The organism is Streptomyces sp. NBC_01261, from assembly GCF_036226385.1.
Lineage (GTDB): Bacteria > Actinomycetota > Actinomycetes > Streptomycetales > Streptomycetaceae > Streptomyces.
The window spans coordinates 817532-834437 of sequence record NZ_CP108463.1 but is presented as its reverse complement, the minus strand read 5'-3'; the positions used below and the strand labels follow the sequence as shown (position 1 = coordinate 834437).

Here is a 16906-nt window from a genome sequence, read left to right as displayed (position 1 = left end):
ACATCGCGGTGGGAGCGGCGCGGCCGGGGACCAGGGCGGCACCACCAAGACTAGTCCCCGGATTCGGTCCTGGACAGCGACAGCCGCCCGGGGACGCCGGGATCAGACCGGGGGACAGGGCCCATCGACACCTGTGCTCAATCAGGCGTGATCCCGGACCGGGCTACGACGCTCTGGTCCCCGACGGCCGGACCACGCCAGGAAGGCGAGAACGTCGTGGCAGGTCACGACCCGAAGCCCCTCGGGTTCTTCGCGTGGCCCATCGGACGGCTGACCCGCCCCAGGTCGACCCGGTAGGCGTTGCCCGTGACCGACATCCCAACACCGGTGCCCGTGAACAGGGTTACGGCCACGATCTGGGCTGACCCGACACTGGGCCTCGTGACCAGCGGTGCCCGCGCGCACCGTCCGCCTCTCATCGGGGCCATGGAGCGTAGGGTCAAGGCGTCGCCCCGGTCCCTGGTGGTTGTTTCATCCACCGTCGTCGACGTGCCCGCTGGGTGCGCGGCGTTGAGAAGGGCGCCGCTCCCGTGCGAACCGATCTGGAACAGCCGCCCGCCCCTGGCCAACCTGTTGTCACGCGGTCGGTGAGCCGTCGTAAGGCCCTGCAGATCCTCGGGCTGGGGTCCGGTGTCGTAGCGGTCGCCGGGGCAACCGGCCTGACCTGGCGGGCCGTTGACGGCGGGGTGTTCTCGACCGGGACCGGATCCTGGGACTCGCCGGTGGCCCGGTCCTACTCGCCGCCCTCGTCGCGGCCCACCGCTCCGTGCCGGGCGCGATGGTGGTGCTGGCCGCCGGCGCGCTACCCCTTGCCGTCATCACCTGGTGGAGCATCGCCACACCGGTCCTGGCCGTACTGGTCCTGCTGCTGGGCTGGTTCGCCATCCGTAACCTCGGCCGACCGCAGCGCGACACGGTATCCGTCACCGCCTTGGAGCCGCGGTCATGATCGAGGCACAACAGGTGACCAAGCGTTACGGCACGACGCTGGCCGTGGACGACCTGACCTTCACCGTCGCCGCCGGACAGGTCACCGGGTTCCTCGGGCCCAACGGCAGCGGGAAGTCGACGACGATGCGGATGATCGTCGGACTGGACGCTCCCACCGCCGGTCGGATCACTGTCGCGGGACGCGGCTACGGCAAGCTGCGGTTTCCCCTGCACGAGGTCGGCGTGCTCCTGGACGCCCACGCGGTCCATCCCGGCCGCAGCGCCCGAAACCACCTGGTCTGGCTCGCCGACACCAACGCCATCCCTCGCCAGCGTGTGGATGTGGTCCTCGCGATGGTCGGTTTGACCGAGGTGGCGCATCGCCGGGCGGGCACCTTCTCCCTCGGCATGGGACAGCGGATCGGTTTCGCCGCCGCGCTGCTCGGTGACCCGCAGGTGCTGATCTTCGACGAGCCGATCAACGGCCTGGATCCCGAAGGCATCCTGTGGGTACGCCGACTGCTGCGCTCCCTCGCCGGCGAAGGGCGCACCGTGCTGGTATCCAGCCACCTGATGTCGGAGATGGCTCTGACCGCCGACCACCTCATCGTCATCGGACGAGGCCGCCTCCTGGCGTCGGGGAGCGTGGCCGAGTTCATCGAACGCACCTCGGGCCACCACGTACGCGGGGCGACACCCCAAGCCCCCAGCCTCGCCGCACTGCTGCGCGAGAAGGGGGCGACGGTCACCGCGAACGGCGCGGAAGAACTCTCGGTCAAGGGAATGGAGTGCCGCGACGTGGGGATTCTCGCGGCCGGAGCCGGACTGACGCTCTACGAACTGTCGGCCCAACGCGCCTCGTTGGAGGACGCCTATATGGAACTCACCCACGAGCACGCCGACTTCCGAGCCCTGGCCGACAGCCCTCTGCGGAGCACCCGATGAGCCAGACTCTCGCCCCCCGCCACGTTCCGGTCCCTCCGACGCTGCCCCGGGTGTTCATGGCAGCCGTGCGCGCGGAGTGGACAAAGCTGCGCACGGTCCGCTCCACCCTGTGGGCGCTGATCTTCACCTTGGTGAGCACGGTCGGCCTCGGAGCCCTTCTCACGGGACTCGAAGTCAGCCGGTGGGACCGCCGGACAGGCGCGGAGGCCACCGGCTTCGCCCCGCTGCTCTACAGCTTCGCGGGGATCAACCTCGCCCAACTGTCCATCGGCGTTCTCGCCGTGCTCGTCATGACCTCCGAATACGTCACCGGCACCATCAAGCTCACCTTCGGCACCACCCCGCAGCGGCGTCTGCTGCTCGCCGCGAAGGTCACGACGTTCAGTTCGGTGGTCGCCGCGATCGGCCTCGTCTCCTGCGTCGCGGCGTTCTTCGTCTGCCAGGCCCTCCTCGCTCCCCAGCACGCGGCGTCTCGATCTCCGACCCGGGCGTGCGGCGCGCCGTGATCGGCGGAGTGGCGCATCTCGTCCTGATCGCAGTCATCGCCGTCGGCGTGGGGGCCGTCGTGCGCCGGACCGCGGGAGCGGTCGCGGTGCTGTTCGCGGTCCTCCTCGTCGTGCCCGGCCTGGTGGCCCTGCTGCCCTCCCCGTGGAACGACAACGTCACCCGGTACCTGCCGAGTTCGGCCGGGATCGCGATGTCGGCCGTGGTTCATTTCCCCAACCTGCTGAGCCCGGCGGGAGGGCTCCTCGTCCTGTCCGGCTACGCCGCAGCGACGCTCGCCCTCGCGGCGGTCCTTCTCGTACGGCGTGACGCATGAGCGGCCCACGCCCGGCCAGTCCAGGCGGCTTGCCGGTCTCTCCGGGGACGGTACTTCGGTCGCCCACTGGCGCCGGGACATCGTGGCCCGCGCCGCGGCCGGCGCACCCGGTGGCGCTGCGGACACTCAAGGCCGTTCACACGCTCATCTGGTTCTCGGTGGAATCGTGCATGGTCTATCTGCTCTACTCCGGCGTCGCCGGACGATCCGATCGGCGGGCGGCGGTCGCCGCCGCGGTCGTGGCCGGGGAGAGCCTGATCTTCCTGGCGAACGGGGCCAGTTGCCCCCTCACCGAGCTGGCCGTCCCGCTCGGCGGCAGCAGGGCCCCGGTCACCGACATCTACCTGCCGAAACGGCTCGCCCACAACCTGCCCGCCATCCATGTTCCGCTGATCGTCGTGGCAGCTCTGCTCCACGCCAGGAACCGCCGCAGGAAAGCCTCCTGACCCTGTACGCACGACTCGTGCCATCGATCACAGCCTTCGAGGAGGCCGCGATGAACAGCAGGTCTGTTGCCGTGAGAGCCATTGCCGCCGTCGCCGTGTTCGCCGGTGCTGGCTACCCGCTGCTCTGGAGCAGACGGTGCCTGACGTGGGGCGCGAGCCACGCGGAAGCAGGTCGCGCGATGCCCGGCGATGAACTCCTGCCTGAGGCGCCGCTGGTTTCGACACGGACGATCACTGTGGATGCGCCACCCTCGGCGATCTGGCCCTGGCTGGTGCAGATGGGCCCCGGCCGGGGCGGCGCATACACCTACGACTGGATCGAGAACCTCCTCGGCCTGGACATGCACAGCGCGAACGAAATCCTGCCCGAGTTCCAGGACCTGAAGGCCGGCGACGTCATCCCCCTGGGCGCCCGCGGTCCGCGTATGCGGATCGAAGTCCTGGAGTCCGACCACACGCTGGTGCTGCGCTCCGAAGACGGCTTCTGGGTCTGGGCGTTCGGCCTCTACCCGCAGGGCGGCGCGACCAGGCTCGTGAGCCGTAACCGCATCGCCGCCCCCGATCCCTCCCTCGCGTCCAGGGCTTTCTCCTGCTACATCATGGAACCCGGAAGCCTCGTCATGGAGCGCAAGATGCTCCTCACCCTCAAGGAGCGCGCCGAATCCACGGCGTGAACCCGTCCGGGGACTCCTCGGGTCCGCGAACGGATCGGCTGGCGGTTCCTACGGATCGGTGCCGGGAGGATCGTCGGCCGGGGGCGGAGGCTGTCTGCCGGGTCAACGGCGTTCCTGTCCCGTCACGGTGGTGGGCACGGGCTCGCTCACCGGTCCGGCGCCGGACCGGGTATCCGTAGGGCGGGTAGGGCCCGCGGTGATGGTGGTTCCGGCGCTGCCGTCGAGGACAGCCGTGGCATCGGACAGCGAACCGATGGCGGCTCGATGGCCGGTGGTGGCGACGAAGCGTTGGCAGGCGGCGATCTTGGGGCCCATGGAGCCGGCCGGGAACCGCATACGGGCCAGGTCGTCCAGGTCGAGGCGGCTCAGCGGAGCGGCCTGGGGCGTGCCGAAATGGGCCATCACGGCGGGCACGTCGGTGAGTACCAGCAGCCGGTCGGCGTGCACGGCTACGGCGAGCAGGGCCGCGGTGAAGTCCTTGTCGACGACGGCCTCGACGCCCTGGAGTTGGCCGGTGCCGTCGTCGGTGACGGGGGCTCCGCCTCCGCCTCCGCAGATGACCACCGTCTGGTTCTCCAGCAGGTGGGTGATCGAGTCCTGCTCGACGATCCGCCGGGGCTCGGGGGAGGGGACGACGCGTCGCCACTGGTCGCCGTCGGCGGCGACCTGCCAGCCGTGCAACTCGGCGAGTTCCAGAGCGTGTTGGTGGTCGTAGACGGGTCCGACGAACTTCGTGGGTGCGGCGAAGGCCGGGTCGTGGGCGTCGACCAGTGTCTGGGTGACGATGCTCAGGACCGGCTTCGTCACTCCGGCGTTGTGCAGGCACTGGGTCAGCCAGTAGCCGATCATGCCCTGTGTCTGGGCGACGAGCGCGTCCAGTGGGTAGGGGCGGGTCAGGGACAGGTCGTTCTCGCTCTCCAGGGAGAGCATGCCGACCTGTGGGCCGTTGCCGTGGCAGATGAGCAGCTCGTGGTGTACGGCGAGCGGGGCGAGGGCCCGGGCCGCGGCCCGGACGTGCTCGATCTGGATGACGGCGTCGGGCTTCTCGCCGCGTCGCAGGAGTGCGTTGCCGCCGAGCGCGGCCACGATGCGCATGCCGGCCGCCTCAGTCGCCGAGGGCGGCGACGAGGACCGCTTTGATGGTGTGCAGCCGGTTCTCGGCCTGGTCGAAGACGATCGAGCGGTGCGATTCGAAGACGTCGTCGGTGACCTCGGCGCCGCTGAGGCCGTACAACTCGTGGAGGCGCTCGCCGAGTTGGGTGCTGCGGTCGTGGACGGCGGGCAGGCAGTGCAGGAACTTCGTGTCGGGCTTTCCCGAGGCGTGCAGGATCTTCTCGGTGACGCGGTAGGGCAGGAGCAGATCGATGCGGGCGCTCCATCGCTCGTCGGACTCGCCCATGCTGACCCATACGTCGGTGTAGACGAAGTCGGCGCCGGCCACGCCCTGTTCGACGTCGTCGGTCACCAGCACGCGGGCGCCGCTGGTGGTGGCGAGGCGGTGGGCGGCGGCTATGACGTCGTCGGGGGGCCACAGTTCACGGGGTGCGGCGATACGGACGTCCATGCCGAGGAGCGCGCCGGTGACCAGCAGGGAGCGGGCGACGTTGTTGTGGCCGTCGCCCAGGAAGCAGTAGGCCGTCCGCTCCAGCGGGCCGGGGTGGTGTTCGGTCATGGTGAGGATGTCGGCGAGCATCTGGGTGGGGTGCCAGGAGTCGGTGAGGCCGTTCCACACCGGAACCCCGGCGTGGTCGGCGAGTTGTTCCACGGTGTCCTGGGCGAAGCCGCGGAACTCGATGCCGTCGAACATCCGGCCCAGTACGCGGGCGGTGTCCCGGATCGACTCCTCGTGACCGATGTGGGAGCCGTCCGGTCCGAGGTAGGTGACGTGGGCGCCCTGGTCGTGGGCGGCGACCTCGAACGCGCAGCGGGTGCGGGTGGAGCTCTTCTCGAAGACCAGCGCGATGTTCCGGCCCGTCAGCCGGGGGCTTTCGGTGCCGTCGGCCTTGTCCCGCTTGAGTTGTGCGGCCCGGGTGATGAGTGCGAGGAACTGGGCCTTGTCCAGGTCGAGTTCCTTGAGCAGCGAGCCCGGGTGGCGGGCGGTGGCGGTCAGTGGAGCAGTCATGGGGAGCGTCCTCGGGTCGTACCTCGCGGCGGGGTGGCGTGGACGGAGTGGCGGCGGGTCAGATGCCGTCGCGTCGGGTGGGGCAGGTCATGCAGCGCGCGCCGCCCCGGCCGCGGCCCAGCTCGTTGCCGGGGATGCTGAGAACCTCGATGCCGTTCTCCCGCAGCATGCTGTTGGTGACGGTGTTGCGCTCGTAGCCGACCACGACACCGGGGGCGAGGGTGAGGAAGTTGTTGGCGTCGTCCCACTGCTCGCGCTCGGCCGCCCTGGTGTCCTCGTCGGCGGACAGGACGCGGAGTTTGTCGACGCCCAGGGCGTCCGCGATGGTGGCGAACAGGTCGTCGCGGTGCTCGACGTGCAGGTCCGCCATGTCGTGTTCGACGACCTCCTCCGGGTCGGCGGGGACGATCACCCAGGTGCGCATGGCCTTCGGGTCGAGGTAGGGGTATCGGACGAAGGTGTCGGTGTCGATCATGGTCAGGACGGTGTCCAGGTGCATGAACGCGTGTGACTTCGGCAGTTGCACGGCGATCACGGTGGTGGCCTGGCGGCTGCGGAACAGCTCACGGGCCAGGATCTCCACGCCCATCGGGGTGGTCCGCTCGCCCATCCCGATCAGTACGACGCCCCGGCCCAGGACGTGGATGTCCCCGCCCTCCAGGGTGGCGGGCTGGTGGCCCGTGTCGTCGCCGCCGTAGTAGACGGGAAACGAGGTGTCGGCGAACAGCGGGTGGAACCCGTACACGGCCCTGCTGTGCAGGGATTCGCGCTGCCGGGCGGCCTTGGCCATCGGGTTGATCGTGAGCCCGCCGTAGATCCAGGCCGAATTGTCGCGCTGGAAAAGGGTGTTGGGCAGTGGTGTCAGGACGAAGTCGTCCGGGCCCAGGGTCTGCCAGCGCAGGCTGCGCACCCGCAGCGGTGAGAGGTCCATGCGGGTCACTCCGCCGATGAGGAGTTCCGCCAGGGTCGCCGGGTCGGCCTCGTCGGCGAGCGCGCGCAGTGGTCCGGCCAGGGTGGGGCCGACCTGTTCCGGGGTGCAGACGCGGTCCAGTACGAAGGCCCGCGCCTCGGGGAGGGTCAGTGTTTCGGCGAGCAGGGTGTCGAAGTGGTGGACGGTGGCGCCGCGTTCGCGGAGGACCTGGGTGAAGGCGTCGTGCTCCTCACGGGCCTTCGCGGCCCACATCACGTCGTCGAAGAGCAGTTCGTGGCAGTTGGCGGGGGTCAGGCGGCTGAGTTCCAGGCCGGGGCGGTGGACGACGGCTTCGCGTAGTCGGCCGACTTCGGAATGCACTCCGAGCGTGCGGGTCACAGTGGTCTCCTCGGCAAAGTGGTGGGGGTGGCTCATTGGGGGAGTTGTCCGGTGTCGGGCGGGCATGCAGGGGACGTGAGGGCGGCCGTGCTGTCGAAGGGCACGACCAGGCTCTCGCCGTACTCGCCGCGCCCCACCTTCAGCCAGATGTAGACGGGCAGGCCCATGAGCAGGCAGAACGTTCCGTAGTAGACGGCCTGGTAGCCGCTGCCGGCCAGTGACCAGAACGAGAAGACCAGCGCCACGCCGGACACACCGCAGTCGCGGACCAGGTGCTGCCACTGGGTCTGCCGTCCGCGGGTGAGCAGCCAGTACAGCTGGGCCCCGGCGCTGAACAGGTAGGGGATGACCGCAGTGACCACGGACAGAAGGACCAGCGTGGTGAAGACCTTCTCGAAGCGGGTGTAACTGACGGCGGTCAGCACGGAGGCGAGCAGGGTCGAGCTGACGATCCCGAACACGGGCACTCCGCGCCGGGTGCGGGCGAACACGGCGGGGAAGAGCCGGTCTTTGGCCGCGGCCATCGGCATCTCGCCGACGACCAGGGTCCAGCCGATCAGGGCGCCGAGGCCGGAGACGATCGCGGCGACCGCCACGGTCTGGCCGGCCCACCGGCCGCCGAAGATGGCGTCGGCCGAGTCGGTGAACGGTGCGGACGACTTGCGCAGGGCGGCGTTGGAGACGGTGCCGAAGACGGTGAGCGTGCCCAGGATGTAGACCACCGCGCAGCCGATGGTGCCCAGCACGGTGGCGCGGCCGACGTTGCGTCGCGGATTGCGGACCCGGCCTGCGGCGACCGACGCCGTCTCGATGCCGATGTAACTGAAGAGCGCGATCGCGGCGGCGGCGGAGATCGCCGAACCGGCCGACGTGCCACCGGCGTTGAAGGGGCCGAAGTTGTGCACCCTGATGAAGAGCAGGCCGATGGTGGCCATGAACAGCAGGGGCACGAACTTCAGCACGCTCGTCACGATCTGGGTGACCGCCATGCTGCGTACGCCGGACAGGTTGATGGCCGCCGGGATCCACAGGCCGACCATCGCGATCACGATGGACCACGTCTTGGCGTGTCCGGAGTTCCAGAACACCTCCACGTACCCGACCCACGCCACGACGATGGCGGCGTTGCCCGCCCAGGCCGTGATCCAGTACGACCACGCGTTGAGGAACCCGCCGAAGTCACCGAAGGCGTCCCTGGCGTACACGTAGGGGCCGCCCGAGCCCGGCACCCGCTTGGACAGCGCGCCGAACGTGAACGCCAGAGCCAGCGCGCCGATGGTGACCAGCACGAACGCGACCAGGCTGATCGGGCCGTACGGTGCCAGTGCGGACGGCAGCGCGAACACCCCGGTACCGATCACCGATCCGATGACCAGCGCGGTGGCGGTGGGCAGGCCGAACCGCCCCGTCGGCGCCGCCTTGTCCGGGGGCGGGGCCTGCGGAGCCGGTTGGGCGGCGTCGGGCGCCTCGTTGTTCATGCGAGTGCTCATAGGGGGTCTTCCTCGCTGTCTGTTCACGTGCAGGGCCGGCGGCACCACGACGGGCACCGCAGGCTGTGGTCCGGGTCCGCCGCGGTTCAGCCCGGGCCGTGGCGGTGGTCCGCTGCGGTGGCGGAGCGGAGCTCCCGCGGCGAGTGGCCGGAATCGCCGTCGCAGGGGGTGAACAGCACCCACAGTCCCGAGCGCAAGGAGGCGACGACGGAACGCTCGGGGAGACCGAGCAGATGGGAGACGACGGCGCAGGAACGGTCTCCGATGAGATGGAGAGCGAGTTCGACGCGGTCGAACAGGGAGGCGGCTACGTCGGGACAGCGGTCCCTCGTAGCGGGCAGATGCGCGGGAGCGGGGTGCGCGAGTGCTTGGTGAGGAGCGGGCGCAGCAGTGGCGGGTTCCTCTCCTCGGTCCTGGGCGGCGGCAGGTTCCACGGGGTCGCAGAGCACTTCGGACAGGGCCGCGTCGACTACGCCCGGGTCGTCCGTCATGAGGGTCGACAGGGCGTGGATGGCCATCAGTTGACGGTCGCACCAGGCGACGACCGTGCGCCGGCGGGCGAGGAGGTGGTCGGTCCGGAGCTCATGGGGTGACGTGTGGGCGGCTTTGGTCCTGTCCGGTGTGGTCACCACGACCGGCTCCGGGTTCCGGGTTCGCCTGTTCTGGTGCATACCTGAGGGGTGGGCATGGTGCCTCTATCCGGAAGCGGTCGGCACGGCGCCTGGTGCGGGACAGGACGTGTGTCTTTGGGAGGGGAAACCGGAGCAACGGTCCTCGCCGATGCCCCAGGACACGGTCACGAGCTCCGGGTCCAGCGCCGTGCGTCCGTGAACGCGGCCTATGGGCAAGGGAGTCGGGACCGAGCCGGTGGCCGCAGGGGGAAGCACCGGCGGCCGTTTGCAGGGCCGCCCCGGTACATCCGTGTCAACTGGCGGTAAGTCGCCGGGTCAGACATAGGTGGACCACCCGCGTCACTGGGGCGGTGGCCCGCCCGAACGCTTCTCCTGGCAGGCCACCGGCACAGTGACGCGGGTGATCAGACGGTTATGGGTGCCCCGTTGAGTACGGGATCCGGGCTGGTCGTGACGCGCTTGGCGGGCTGTGGTGTCGCGGAGCCTGCGGCCGCGGTCTCACGGGCGAGGAAGGAGCCGAGCTCGCCGATGGTGCTCATCAGCGGGGCGGGGAAGACGACGGTGGTGTTCTTGTCGACCCCGATCTCCACCAGGCTCTGCAGATTGCGCAGTTGGAGGGCCAGGGGGTGGTCCATCATGATGTCCGACGCTTCACCGAGGGCCGCTGCGGCCAGGGACTCGCCCTGGGCGTTGATGATCTTCGCCCTCTTCTCCCGCTCGGCCTCGGCCTGGCGGGCCATCGCGCGCTTCATGCTCTCGGGCAGCTGGATGTCCTTGAGTTCGACCAGAGTGACCTCCACGCCCCACTCGACGGTGGCGACGTCGAGGATCTCGCGGATGTCCAGGTTGATGCGGTCGGTCTCCGACAGCGTCTCGTCCAGCGTGTGCTGTCCGACGACCTTGCGCAGGGTGGTCTGGGCGATCTGGTTGATCGCGTCGTGCACGTTCTCGATCGCGATGACCGACTTCACGGCGTCCACGACACGGAAGTACGCCACCGCCGACACGTCGACGCTGACGTTGTCGCGCGTGATGATCCCCTGCGACTGAATGGGCATCGTGACGATCCGCAGCGAGACCCGGTGCAGCACGTCGACGAATGGAACGATGAACCGCAGACCGGGAGAGCGAGGCCCGACCAGTCGGCCGAACCGGAACAGCACCCCCTTCTCGAACTGCTTGACGACCTTGACGGCCATGGCGAGCGCCACGACGACCAGCACGGCCACCACGATGATCAGGAAAATGAGTACTTCCATGGTGCTGCTCCTCAGATAGGGCACGAGACCTCTGGCTTCTTCGTGCTCCAGCCGGAGCCCGAAGGAAGACCAGAAGCTGGACCGGGCTCATGCGCCAGGAAGAGGGAACGCCCCTTGGTGGCGGCCCAGGCCGGGCTCCGCAGTTCGTACCGTGTTCCCAGCATGGCTCGCCGCCTCCAGCGCAGGCAGGGGCCAACCGGTCCCCCATTGCGTTCGTCTCGGCCCGGATACAGGTGGGCCATACAGAGAGGGCCATGCGGCCCTGGAGGTAGGGCCGGTTGGCCCGCCCATGCGTTCGGCGAGGGTGCGTAGCGTCAAGGTGTCTGTCCGGCTCTCCCCGTAGTGGCCGGCACATCTGCCGAGGCGCCTCCGTCGAAGTCCCGGCGGCGCGAGCCCGCGCTGCCCTGGGGCGCGCCGGCTCTGTTGGCAACCGACCGGCAGGAGAACGGCATGGCTCAGCGCGCTGACGAGAGGCCCTCGCCCGTCGTCGTGGGTGTCGACGGTTCGGCCTGCTCGCAGGCGGCACCGCGGTGGGGCCTGGCGCAGGCCGAGTTGACCGGCAGCACCGTCGAAGCGGTCGCCGCATGGCAGTCCCCCGAGGTGTACGCGTACACCCTTGGCTGGAGCCCGTTGGTGCCGGAAGGAACCGAGTTCGCCAAGATCGCCGAACGAGCCCTGCAGGAAACCGTGGCCGCGGTACGCGACCAGCTGGACCACCCGGCCGAGGTGACGATCCGCGTGGACGAGGGGCATCCCGTACAGGTACTGATGGACGCGGCCCGCACCGCACAACTCCTGGTCCTGGGCAGCCGTGGCCACGGCACCTTCACCGGCATCCTGCTCGGCTCGGTCAGCCAGCACTGCGTGCAGCACGCGCCCTGCCCGGTCGTCGTCATCCCCCAACCACGACCCGCGTGACGGGAAACCGGGCCGCCGAGGTCAACTACCTCTCGCTCGTGGCGTGTTGGCCCTGACAGACAACGACTTCGAGGCACATCCGCACCATCTCAGGCACGTTCCTTCCCGGGAGAGCCCCTCATGACCCGGTCATCACACACCGACGAGCGAGAATCCCAGCCGCCCGGTGAACCCGACAACGCCGAGCAGGCCGACGAGCGGCGGCAGCCGGCGGAACTCTTCCGCGACCTGCGCACCTCCCCCTCGGGCCTCACCAGCCGGGAGGCGACCCGCAGACAACTGGTCTACGGCCCGAACGTGCTGACCCGGTCCGGCGGCAGGCGCTGGCCGGGCGAACTGCTCTCGCAGTTCACCCAGCCCCTGGCGATCCTGCTCGCCCTCGCAGCAGTCCTGGCCTGGGCCGGTGGAACACCGGCACTCTCCATCGCTGTTGTGGCCGTCATCCTTCTCAACGCCGGGTTCGCCTTCGTCCAGGAGATGCAGGCCGAGCGAGCCGTGGAGGCACTGGCCGCGTTCCTGCCGCCCACCGCCCGGGTCGTACGCGACAAGGTGCGGTGCGAGATCGCGGCCAAGGACCTCGTGCCCGGCGACATCCTCATCGTCTCCGAGGGCGACCGGGTCTGCGCCGACGCCCGGATCATCGAGGGCACCCTCACGCTCGACCTGTCCTCACTGACCGGCGAATCCCTTCCGGTGACCCGCTCGCCCGAGCCGTCCGACGAGACCGGCTCCCTGCTGGAGGCACACGAGCTCGTCTTCAGCGGCACCACGTGCAGCGGCGGCGAGGCGGAAGCGGTCGTGACCCGGACGGGCATGTACACCGAGCTGGGCCGCATCGCCGCGTTGTCGCAGCGCGTGCATACGGAACGCAGCCCCCTGGAGAAGCAGGTGCGGCGGGCCACCTGGATCATCGCCGTCGTCGCGGTCGCGATCGGCGCGGCCTTCCTGCCCATCGGCGTCGCCGCCGGGCTGGGCTGGAGCGCGGCCATCAGCTTCTCCATCGGACTGATCGTCGCCAACGTCCCCGAAGGGCTGCTGCCCACCATCACCCTGGCCCTCGCCGCGGGAGTACGGGAACTCGCCCGTGGAGGAGCCGTCGTCAAACGCCTCTCAGGAGTCGAGACCCTGGGATCGACGACCGTGATCTGCACCGACAAGACCGGCACCCTCACCGAGAACAGGATGCGGGTCACCCGGCTGTGGCTGGCGGGCAGCGAGATGGACGCGGACCGGGCCGCTCACGAGCCGCAGGCGGCAGTCCTCGCAGGGAGCGGCGCCGCCTGCACCACGGCCGAGGCACCCACACCCGCACAGCCTCAGGGCAGCGGCGATCCCACCGAACTCGCGATCCTCCGCCTGGCCGAGGACCTCGGCGTCGCCGTCGAGCCCGCACAGCGCAAGTCCGACCGCCGCACGATCTTTCCCTTCGACGCCCACCTGAAGCGCATGTCCACCGTGAACGACGAGGCAGGCGCCGCCACGGTGCACACCAACGGCGCCCCCGAAGCCGTCCTGCCCTGCTGCACCCACCTCCTCGACCCGCAGGGAAAGAACGTCGAACTGGACGCCACCGTGCGCGCAGAACTGAACACCACCATCGATGGCTACGCGGCTTCCGGACTGCGGGTGCTCGCCATCGCCCATCACCTCCTGGGCCACGGGGAGACGGTGCCGGTGGACCGGTCGGCAGCGGAATCCGGACTGACCCTGATCGGCCTGGTCGCCATGGCGGACCCCGCACGTGCCGGCGTCGCCGACGCCGTCAAGGACGCGCACCAGGCCGGAATCCGTGTCCACGTCATCACCGGCGACTACGGACTCACCGCCGCGGAAATAGCCCGTCAGGTCGGCATCGGACACGTCGGCAGCCCGGTCCTCGCCGGTGACGTACTGGACCGGATGAGCGACAAGGACCTCGACGAACTCCTCGCCAAACGACAGGAGATCGTCTTCGCCCGCACCTCACCGGAAGCCAAACTGCGTATCTGCGAGGCTCTGCGCGCGCAGGGCGAAGTGGTGGCGATGACCGGAGACGGCGTCAACGACGCCCCCGCACTGCGCCACGCCGACATCGGTGTCGCCATGGGCAAGTCAGGAACGGACGTGGCCCGCGAGGCAGCCACGATGGTGCTCACCGACGACAACTTCGCCACCATCGTCTCCGCGGTCGACGCGGGACGACGCGTCTTCGACAACGTCCGCAAGTTCGTGCTCTACATCTTCGCCCACGCGGTACCCGAGGTCGTCCCCTTCCTCGTCTTCGCACTCTCCGGCGGTCACATCCCACTACCGCTGACGGTCTTGCAGATCCTGGCGATCGACCTAGGCACCGAAACACTCCCCGCGCTCGCGCTCGGACGCGAGCCCGCCGAGCCCGGACTCATGTCCCGCCCGCCCCGACCCCGTACGACGGGAGTCATCGACCGGGCCCTGCTCTTCCGCGCATGGGCGTTCCTGGGGACCATCTCCGCGGTCCTGGTCATGGGCGGCTTCCTCTTCACCTTGTGGCACGCGGGCTGGCACCCAGGGGACCCCACGGGCGGCGGCACCCCGTTGCACCAGGCGTATCTGGAAGCTACGACCATCACGTTCGTCGGCATCGTCGCCTGCCAGATCGGCACAGCCTTCGCCGCCCGCACCGACCGCGCCTCCCTGTTCACCGTCGGCATCTGGACCAACCGCCTGCTCCTGTGGGGCATCGCCTTCGAACTGGCCTTCACCGCGGCGGTCGTCTACGCACCGCCCCTCCAGCACATCTTCGGCACGGCGGCCCTCAGCCCGGCGCAGCTCGCGGTCATCGCACCGTTCCCGCTCATCGTCTGGGGAGCCGACGAAGCCCTCCGCTGGGTCCGGCGCCACCATGACGCAACCAGGTCCGCATCGCTCACAACGCCCGTGGCCTCACGCGATGCAGAGGGGCGTGCGGCGGGCCAGGCAGGGTGAGCAGCATCAGTACCGCATCCGGTGATCCCACCCGCCATCCCTGGAGTGCTCAAGAAGGACTTGGGCGTGGTGGCGGGACTTCAGCCCCCGTGCGCCGCTGACGGCGGCCGTTGTGCGGGCCGATACTCGGCGGATGCAGTCCAGGGCACGGTGCTAACCGGAGCGCAGCGCGATGTGCCGACCACCCTCGTGCTCGGGGTGTAGCGCAACTGCGTCACCGCGTCGACGCATCCGTCGGTGCGGGCGACGTGGCAGGCGATGGCCGCAGTGATCCGGTGACCATGCCCGGCCGCGTCCTGGCGGTCCTCGCGCAGGACCAGGGGCAGGCGATCGGAGCTGAGCCTGCTGACTGTCCGTCGCACAGCGACCGACGAGATCCCGCAGCCGAAGACAACCGAAGGCTCGTCAAGAGTTTCCCGGCGACAACAGGGCCTTGGTACTGCGCGGCGAGGCCGACCCCTCAGGACCGTACCCGAGGCGGATCACCATCTGCGCGTGTGAGGGGCGGGCGTCCGCCGGCGCCATGATTTCTTCGCGCAGGTCGGGCCATTCCAGCGCCTGGTGCAGGAGTGATGCCTGGACGCCGTGGGTGGTCGCGATCAGCAGGACTCGTTCGAGGGCTTGGCCCGCGCGGAGCCAGTCGGCCCGGCGATCGTGCGATGTGGACAGCACCGCGAGGGAGGGCCGCCTCTCGAAGGGGCGCGCGGTGAGCCCGTTCTGGTGGCGGTGGGCGCCGAAGTCCCGCATCGGAATACGGTCCCGGAAGTCCTGGGGGCCGAGTACCTCGGGTGGGATGCCCAGGCCGGAGTCGTCTGTCTTGACCACCCAGTGGCGGCTCTCCGCAGCTCGGTCCGGATCGTCGACGTTGCGGTGCTCCGCCTCCCCGGTGAGCCGCAGCACACGGTCGGCCTGTCCTGGTGAGAGATGGAGCAGTCGGGCCCCTTCCTCGTGTGCCGCTTCGGCCAGTTCGGTGAGCAGGGCGGCGGGCAACGGCCGTTCCGAGAAGGGGAAGCGGCTGCTGTGCCGGCGCCACACGGCGTCGTACAAGGAAGTGCGGGAGGACGTCCTGGCGGTGCCGCCCAGACGTACGGTGGCGAGCAGGTCCGGCTCGTCGGGGCGTGGGAGCAGCCGGGGCACCGGTTCCCAGCCGAAGTGCCCGACCGCGACTCGGAGGTTGAGTACGGCGCAGCCGACGGACAGGTGCAGGGCGCGGCCGGTCGGGTCGATGTGGCGCAGTCCGCGGTGGGTGGCCGCGCGGATCTCGACGGTGAGGGTCTCCGGGTCCAGGCGGAAGCGCCAGGGCTGGGTGTTGTGGATCGACGGGGCGGCTACGGCCGCGGAGAGCAGCCTCGCCAGCGTCGTCCCGTCGAGGGCTGCGATACGCATCGGGCTCTCCTGCCCGCCCTGTGCCAAGGGAGGCAGTCGGGCTTTTCGGTGACCGGATCAGCGTGGCGCCGGGCACCGGGGGAGGGGCAGGGGCCGACCGGCCTCGATGGGTCCTGGTCGGCCCAGTCGGAGTTCACCTCGTGGGGCGGTCGCCGGTCTGCGGCTGCTCCAACTGGGAAGCCAGAACCGCGGCCTGGACCCGGCGATGGACACCGAGTTTGGCCAGCAGCCGGGAGATGTGGTTCTTGACCGTTTTCTCCGACAGGTAGAGCTTCTTGCCGATCTCGCGGTTGGTCAGCCCGTCCCCGATCAGGGCGAGGATGTCCCGCTCGCGGGGGGAGAGGCTCGCCAACTCGGGGGCGAGGGCAGGGGTTTCGGCGGGTTCGGCACGCAGCGAGCGCATCAGGCGGGCCGTGGTCGCGGGGTCCAGCATCGACTGGCCCGAAGCGACCGTCCGCACGGCCGAGACCAGGTCGGAGCCCTTGATCTGCTTGAGGACGTAGCCCGAGGCCCCGGCCATGATGGCGTCGAGCAGGGCGTCCTCGTCGTCGAACGACGTCAGCATCAGACAGGCCAGCTCCGGCATCTGGCTGCGCAGTTCCCGGCAGACCGTGATGCCGTCGCCGTCCGGGAGACGTATGTCGAGCACGGCGACGTGCGGGCGCAGCGCCGTGCAGCGGACGAGAGCGCGCTCGGCAGTGTCCGCGTCACCGACGACCGAGATGTCCGGTTCGGAGTCCAGGAGGTCGGTGATGCCGCGTCGTACGACCTCGTGGTCATCCAGCAGGAAGACACGGATCGGGTTCTGCTCCGTGTAGGCACCTGTCTCGGCCATGACAACACCCTGTTCCCCAGTGGCGGGCGGTCTGTGAGCTGCCCGTGAGGACGATCCTTGCTTGCCGGGCCCGGATGCACTAGGGCCGACCGGCCCCAGTCGGCTTCGAGGCGCGCCCGTGCCGGCCCGATGGTGATGGCCCGGCGGCCCTGCTGGCGAGTGATCGGCCGTTGGGACCGCGGACCGCCCCCCCGCCC

17 protein-coding genes are annotated in these 16906 nt (G+C 69.8%); 8 read left to right on the top strand and 9 right to left on the bottom strand.

All coding sequences use genetic code 11. The features are described 5' to 3' along the window. Window positions 1-224: 224 nt before the first annotated feature. The gene (locus OG226_RS03630) at window positions 225-428 is read right to left on the bottom strand and encodes a hypothetical protein (RefSeq protein WP_329347864.1); all 204 of its coding nucleotides are present in this window, start codon (window positions 426-428) and stop codon (window positions 225-227) included. Window positions 429-766: 338 nt separating this feature from the next. On the opposite strand from OG226_RS03630, the gene OG226_RS03625 reads away from it, so the two are divergent. The 6 genes from OG226_RS03625 (at window position 767) to OG226_RS03600 (ending at window position 3815) form a co-directional block, all read left to right on the top strand. Continuing rightward, on the top strand, window positions 767-949 hold the full coding sequence (locus tag OG226_RS03625) for a hypothetical protein (protein ID WP_329347863.1): 183 nt from the start codon (window positions 767-769) through the stop codon (window positions 947-949). Further along, window positions 946-1875 carry an ABC transporter ATP-binding protein gene (locus OG226_RS03620; RefSeq protein ID WP_329347862.1) on the top strand — a complete coding sequence of 310 codons (930 nt, stop codon included), beginning with the start codon at window positions 946-948 and terminating at the stop codon, window positions 1873-1875. Before OG226_RS03625 ends, OG226_RS03620 begins: the two co-directional genes overlap by 4 nt. Then, window positions 1872-2381, top strand: a complete 510-nt coding sequence (locus tag OG226_RS03615) for an ABC transporter permease (RefSeq protein ID WP_329347861.1) — start codon at window positions 1872-1874, stop codon at window positions 2379-2381. The genes OG226_RS03620 and OG226_RS03615 overlap by 4 nt, the downstream gene beginning before the upstream one ends. Continuing rightward, entirely contained in the window at window positions 2366-2695 is a 330-nt protein-coding gene (locus OG226_RS03610; protein WP_329347860.1) for a hypothetical protein, read from the top strand. Before OG226_RS03615 ends, OG226_RS03610 begins: the two co-directional genes overlap by 16 nt. 110 nt (window positions 2696-2805) lie before the next feature. After that, window positions 2806-3141, top strand: a complete 336-nt coding sequence (locus OG226_RS03605; protein ID WP_329347859.1) for a hypothetical protein — start codon at window positions 2806-2808, stop codon at window positions 3139-3141. A 17-nt stretch (window positions 3142-3158) separates the two neighbouring features. Then, a complete protein-coding gene (locus OG226_RS03600) occupies window positions 3159-3815 on the top strand; it encodes a hypothetical protein (RefSeq protein ID WP_328675106.1) in 657 nt (218 codons plus the stop codon). A gap of 102 nt (window positions 3816-3917) precedes the next feature. On the opposite strand, the gene OG226_RS03595 is transcribed toward OG226_RS03600, so the two are convergent. The 6 genes from OG226_RS03595 to OG226_RS03570 all read right to left on the bottom strand — a co-directional run bounded on the left by OG226_RS03595 (window position 3918) and on the right by OG226_RS03570 (window position 10627). After that, window positions 3918-4910 carry a carbamate kinase gene (locus tag OG226_RS03595; RefSeq protein WP_329347858.1) on the bottom strand — a complete coding sequence of 331 codons (993 nt, stop codon included), beginning with the start codon at window positions 4908-4910 and terminating at the stop codon, window positions 3918-3920. A 10-nt stretch (window positions 4911-4920) separates the two neighbouring features. After that, a complete protein-coding gene (gene argF / locus OG226_RS03590) occupies window positions 4921-5937 on the bottom strand; it encodes an ornithine carbamoyltransferase (RefSeq protein WP_329347857.1) in 1017 nt (338 codons plus the stop codon). A gap of 58 nt (window positions 5938-5995) precedes the next feature. Beyond that, on the bottom strand, window positions 5996-7246 hold the full coding sequence (locus tag OG226_RS03585; RefSeq protein ID WP_329347856.1) for an arginine deiminase: 1251 nt from the start codon (window positions 7244-7246) through the stop codon (window positions 5996-5998). Between the two features lie 32 nt (window positions 7247-7278). Next, window positions 7279-8736: an amino acid permease gene (locus OG226_RS03580; protein WP_329347855.1), complete on the bottom strand. Its 1458-nt coding sequence runs from the start codon at window positions 8734-8736 to the stop codon at window positions 7279-7281. Between the two features lie 86 nt (window positions 8737-8822). Then, the gene (locus OG226_RS03575; protein WP_329347854.1) at window positions 8823-9368 is read right to left on the bottom strand and encodes a hypothetical protein; all 546 of its coding nucleotides are present in this window, start codon (window positions 9366-9368) and stop codon (window positions 8823-8825) included. 404 nt (window positions 9369-9772) lie between these two features. Continuing rightward, on the bottom strand, window positions 9773-10627 hold the full coding sequence (locus OG226_RS03570; protein WP_328675100.1) for a slipin family protein: 855 nt from the start codon (window positions 10625-10627) through the stop codon (window positions 9773-9775). 450 nt (window positions 10628-11077) lie between these two features. Between OG226_RS03570 and OG226_RS03565 the strand changes: the two genes are divergently transcribed. Next, window positions 11078-11545 carry a universal stress protein gene (locus OG226_RS03565; protein WP_329347853.1) on the top strand — a complete coding sequence of 156 codons (468 nt, stop codon included), beginning with the start codon at window positions 11078-11080 and terminating at the stop codon, window positions 11543-11545. A gap of 120 nt (window positions 11546-11665) precedes the next feature. Continuing rightward, entirely contained in the window at window positions 11666-14488 is a 2823-nt protein-coding gene (locus tag OG226_RS03560; RefSeq protein ID WP_328675098.1) for a cation-translocating P-type ATPase, read from the top strand. 405 nt (window positions 14489-14893) lie between these two features. Here OG226_RS03560 and OG226_RS03555 read toward each other — a convergent pair whose 3' ends face one another. Together OG226_RS03555 and OG226_RS03550 are read right to left on the bottom strand one after the other, a co-directional pair. Next, window positions 14894-15874: an Acg family FMN-binding oxidoreductase gene (locus tag OG226_RS03555; RefSeq protein ID WP_329347852.1), complete on the bottom strand. Its 981-nt coding sequence runs from the start codon at window positions 15872-15874 to the stop codon at window positions 14894-14896. A gap of 133 nt (window positions 15875-16007) precedes the next feature. After that, a complete protein-coding gene (locus tag OG226_RS03550; protein ID WP_329347851.1) occupies window positions 16008-16709 on the bottom strand; it encodes a response regulator transcription factor in 702 nt (233 codons plus the stop codon). Window positions 16710-16906 lie beyond the last annotated feature (197 nt).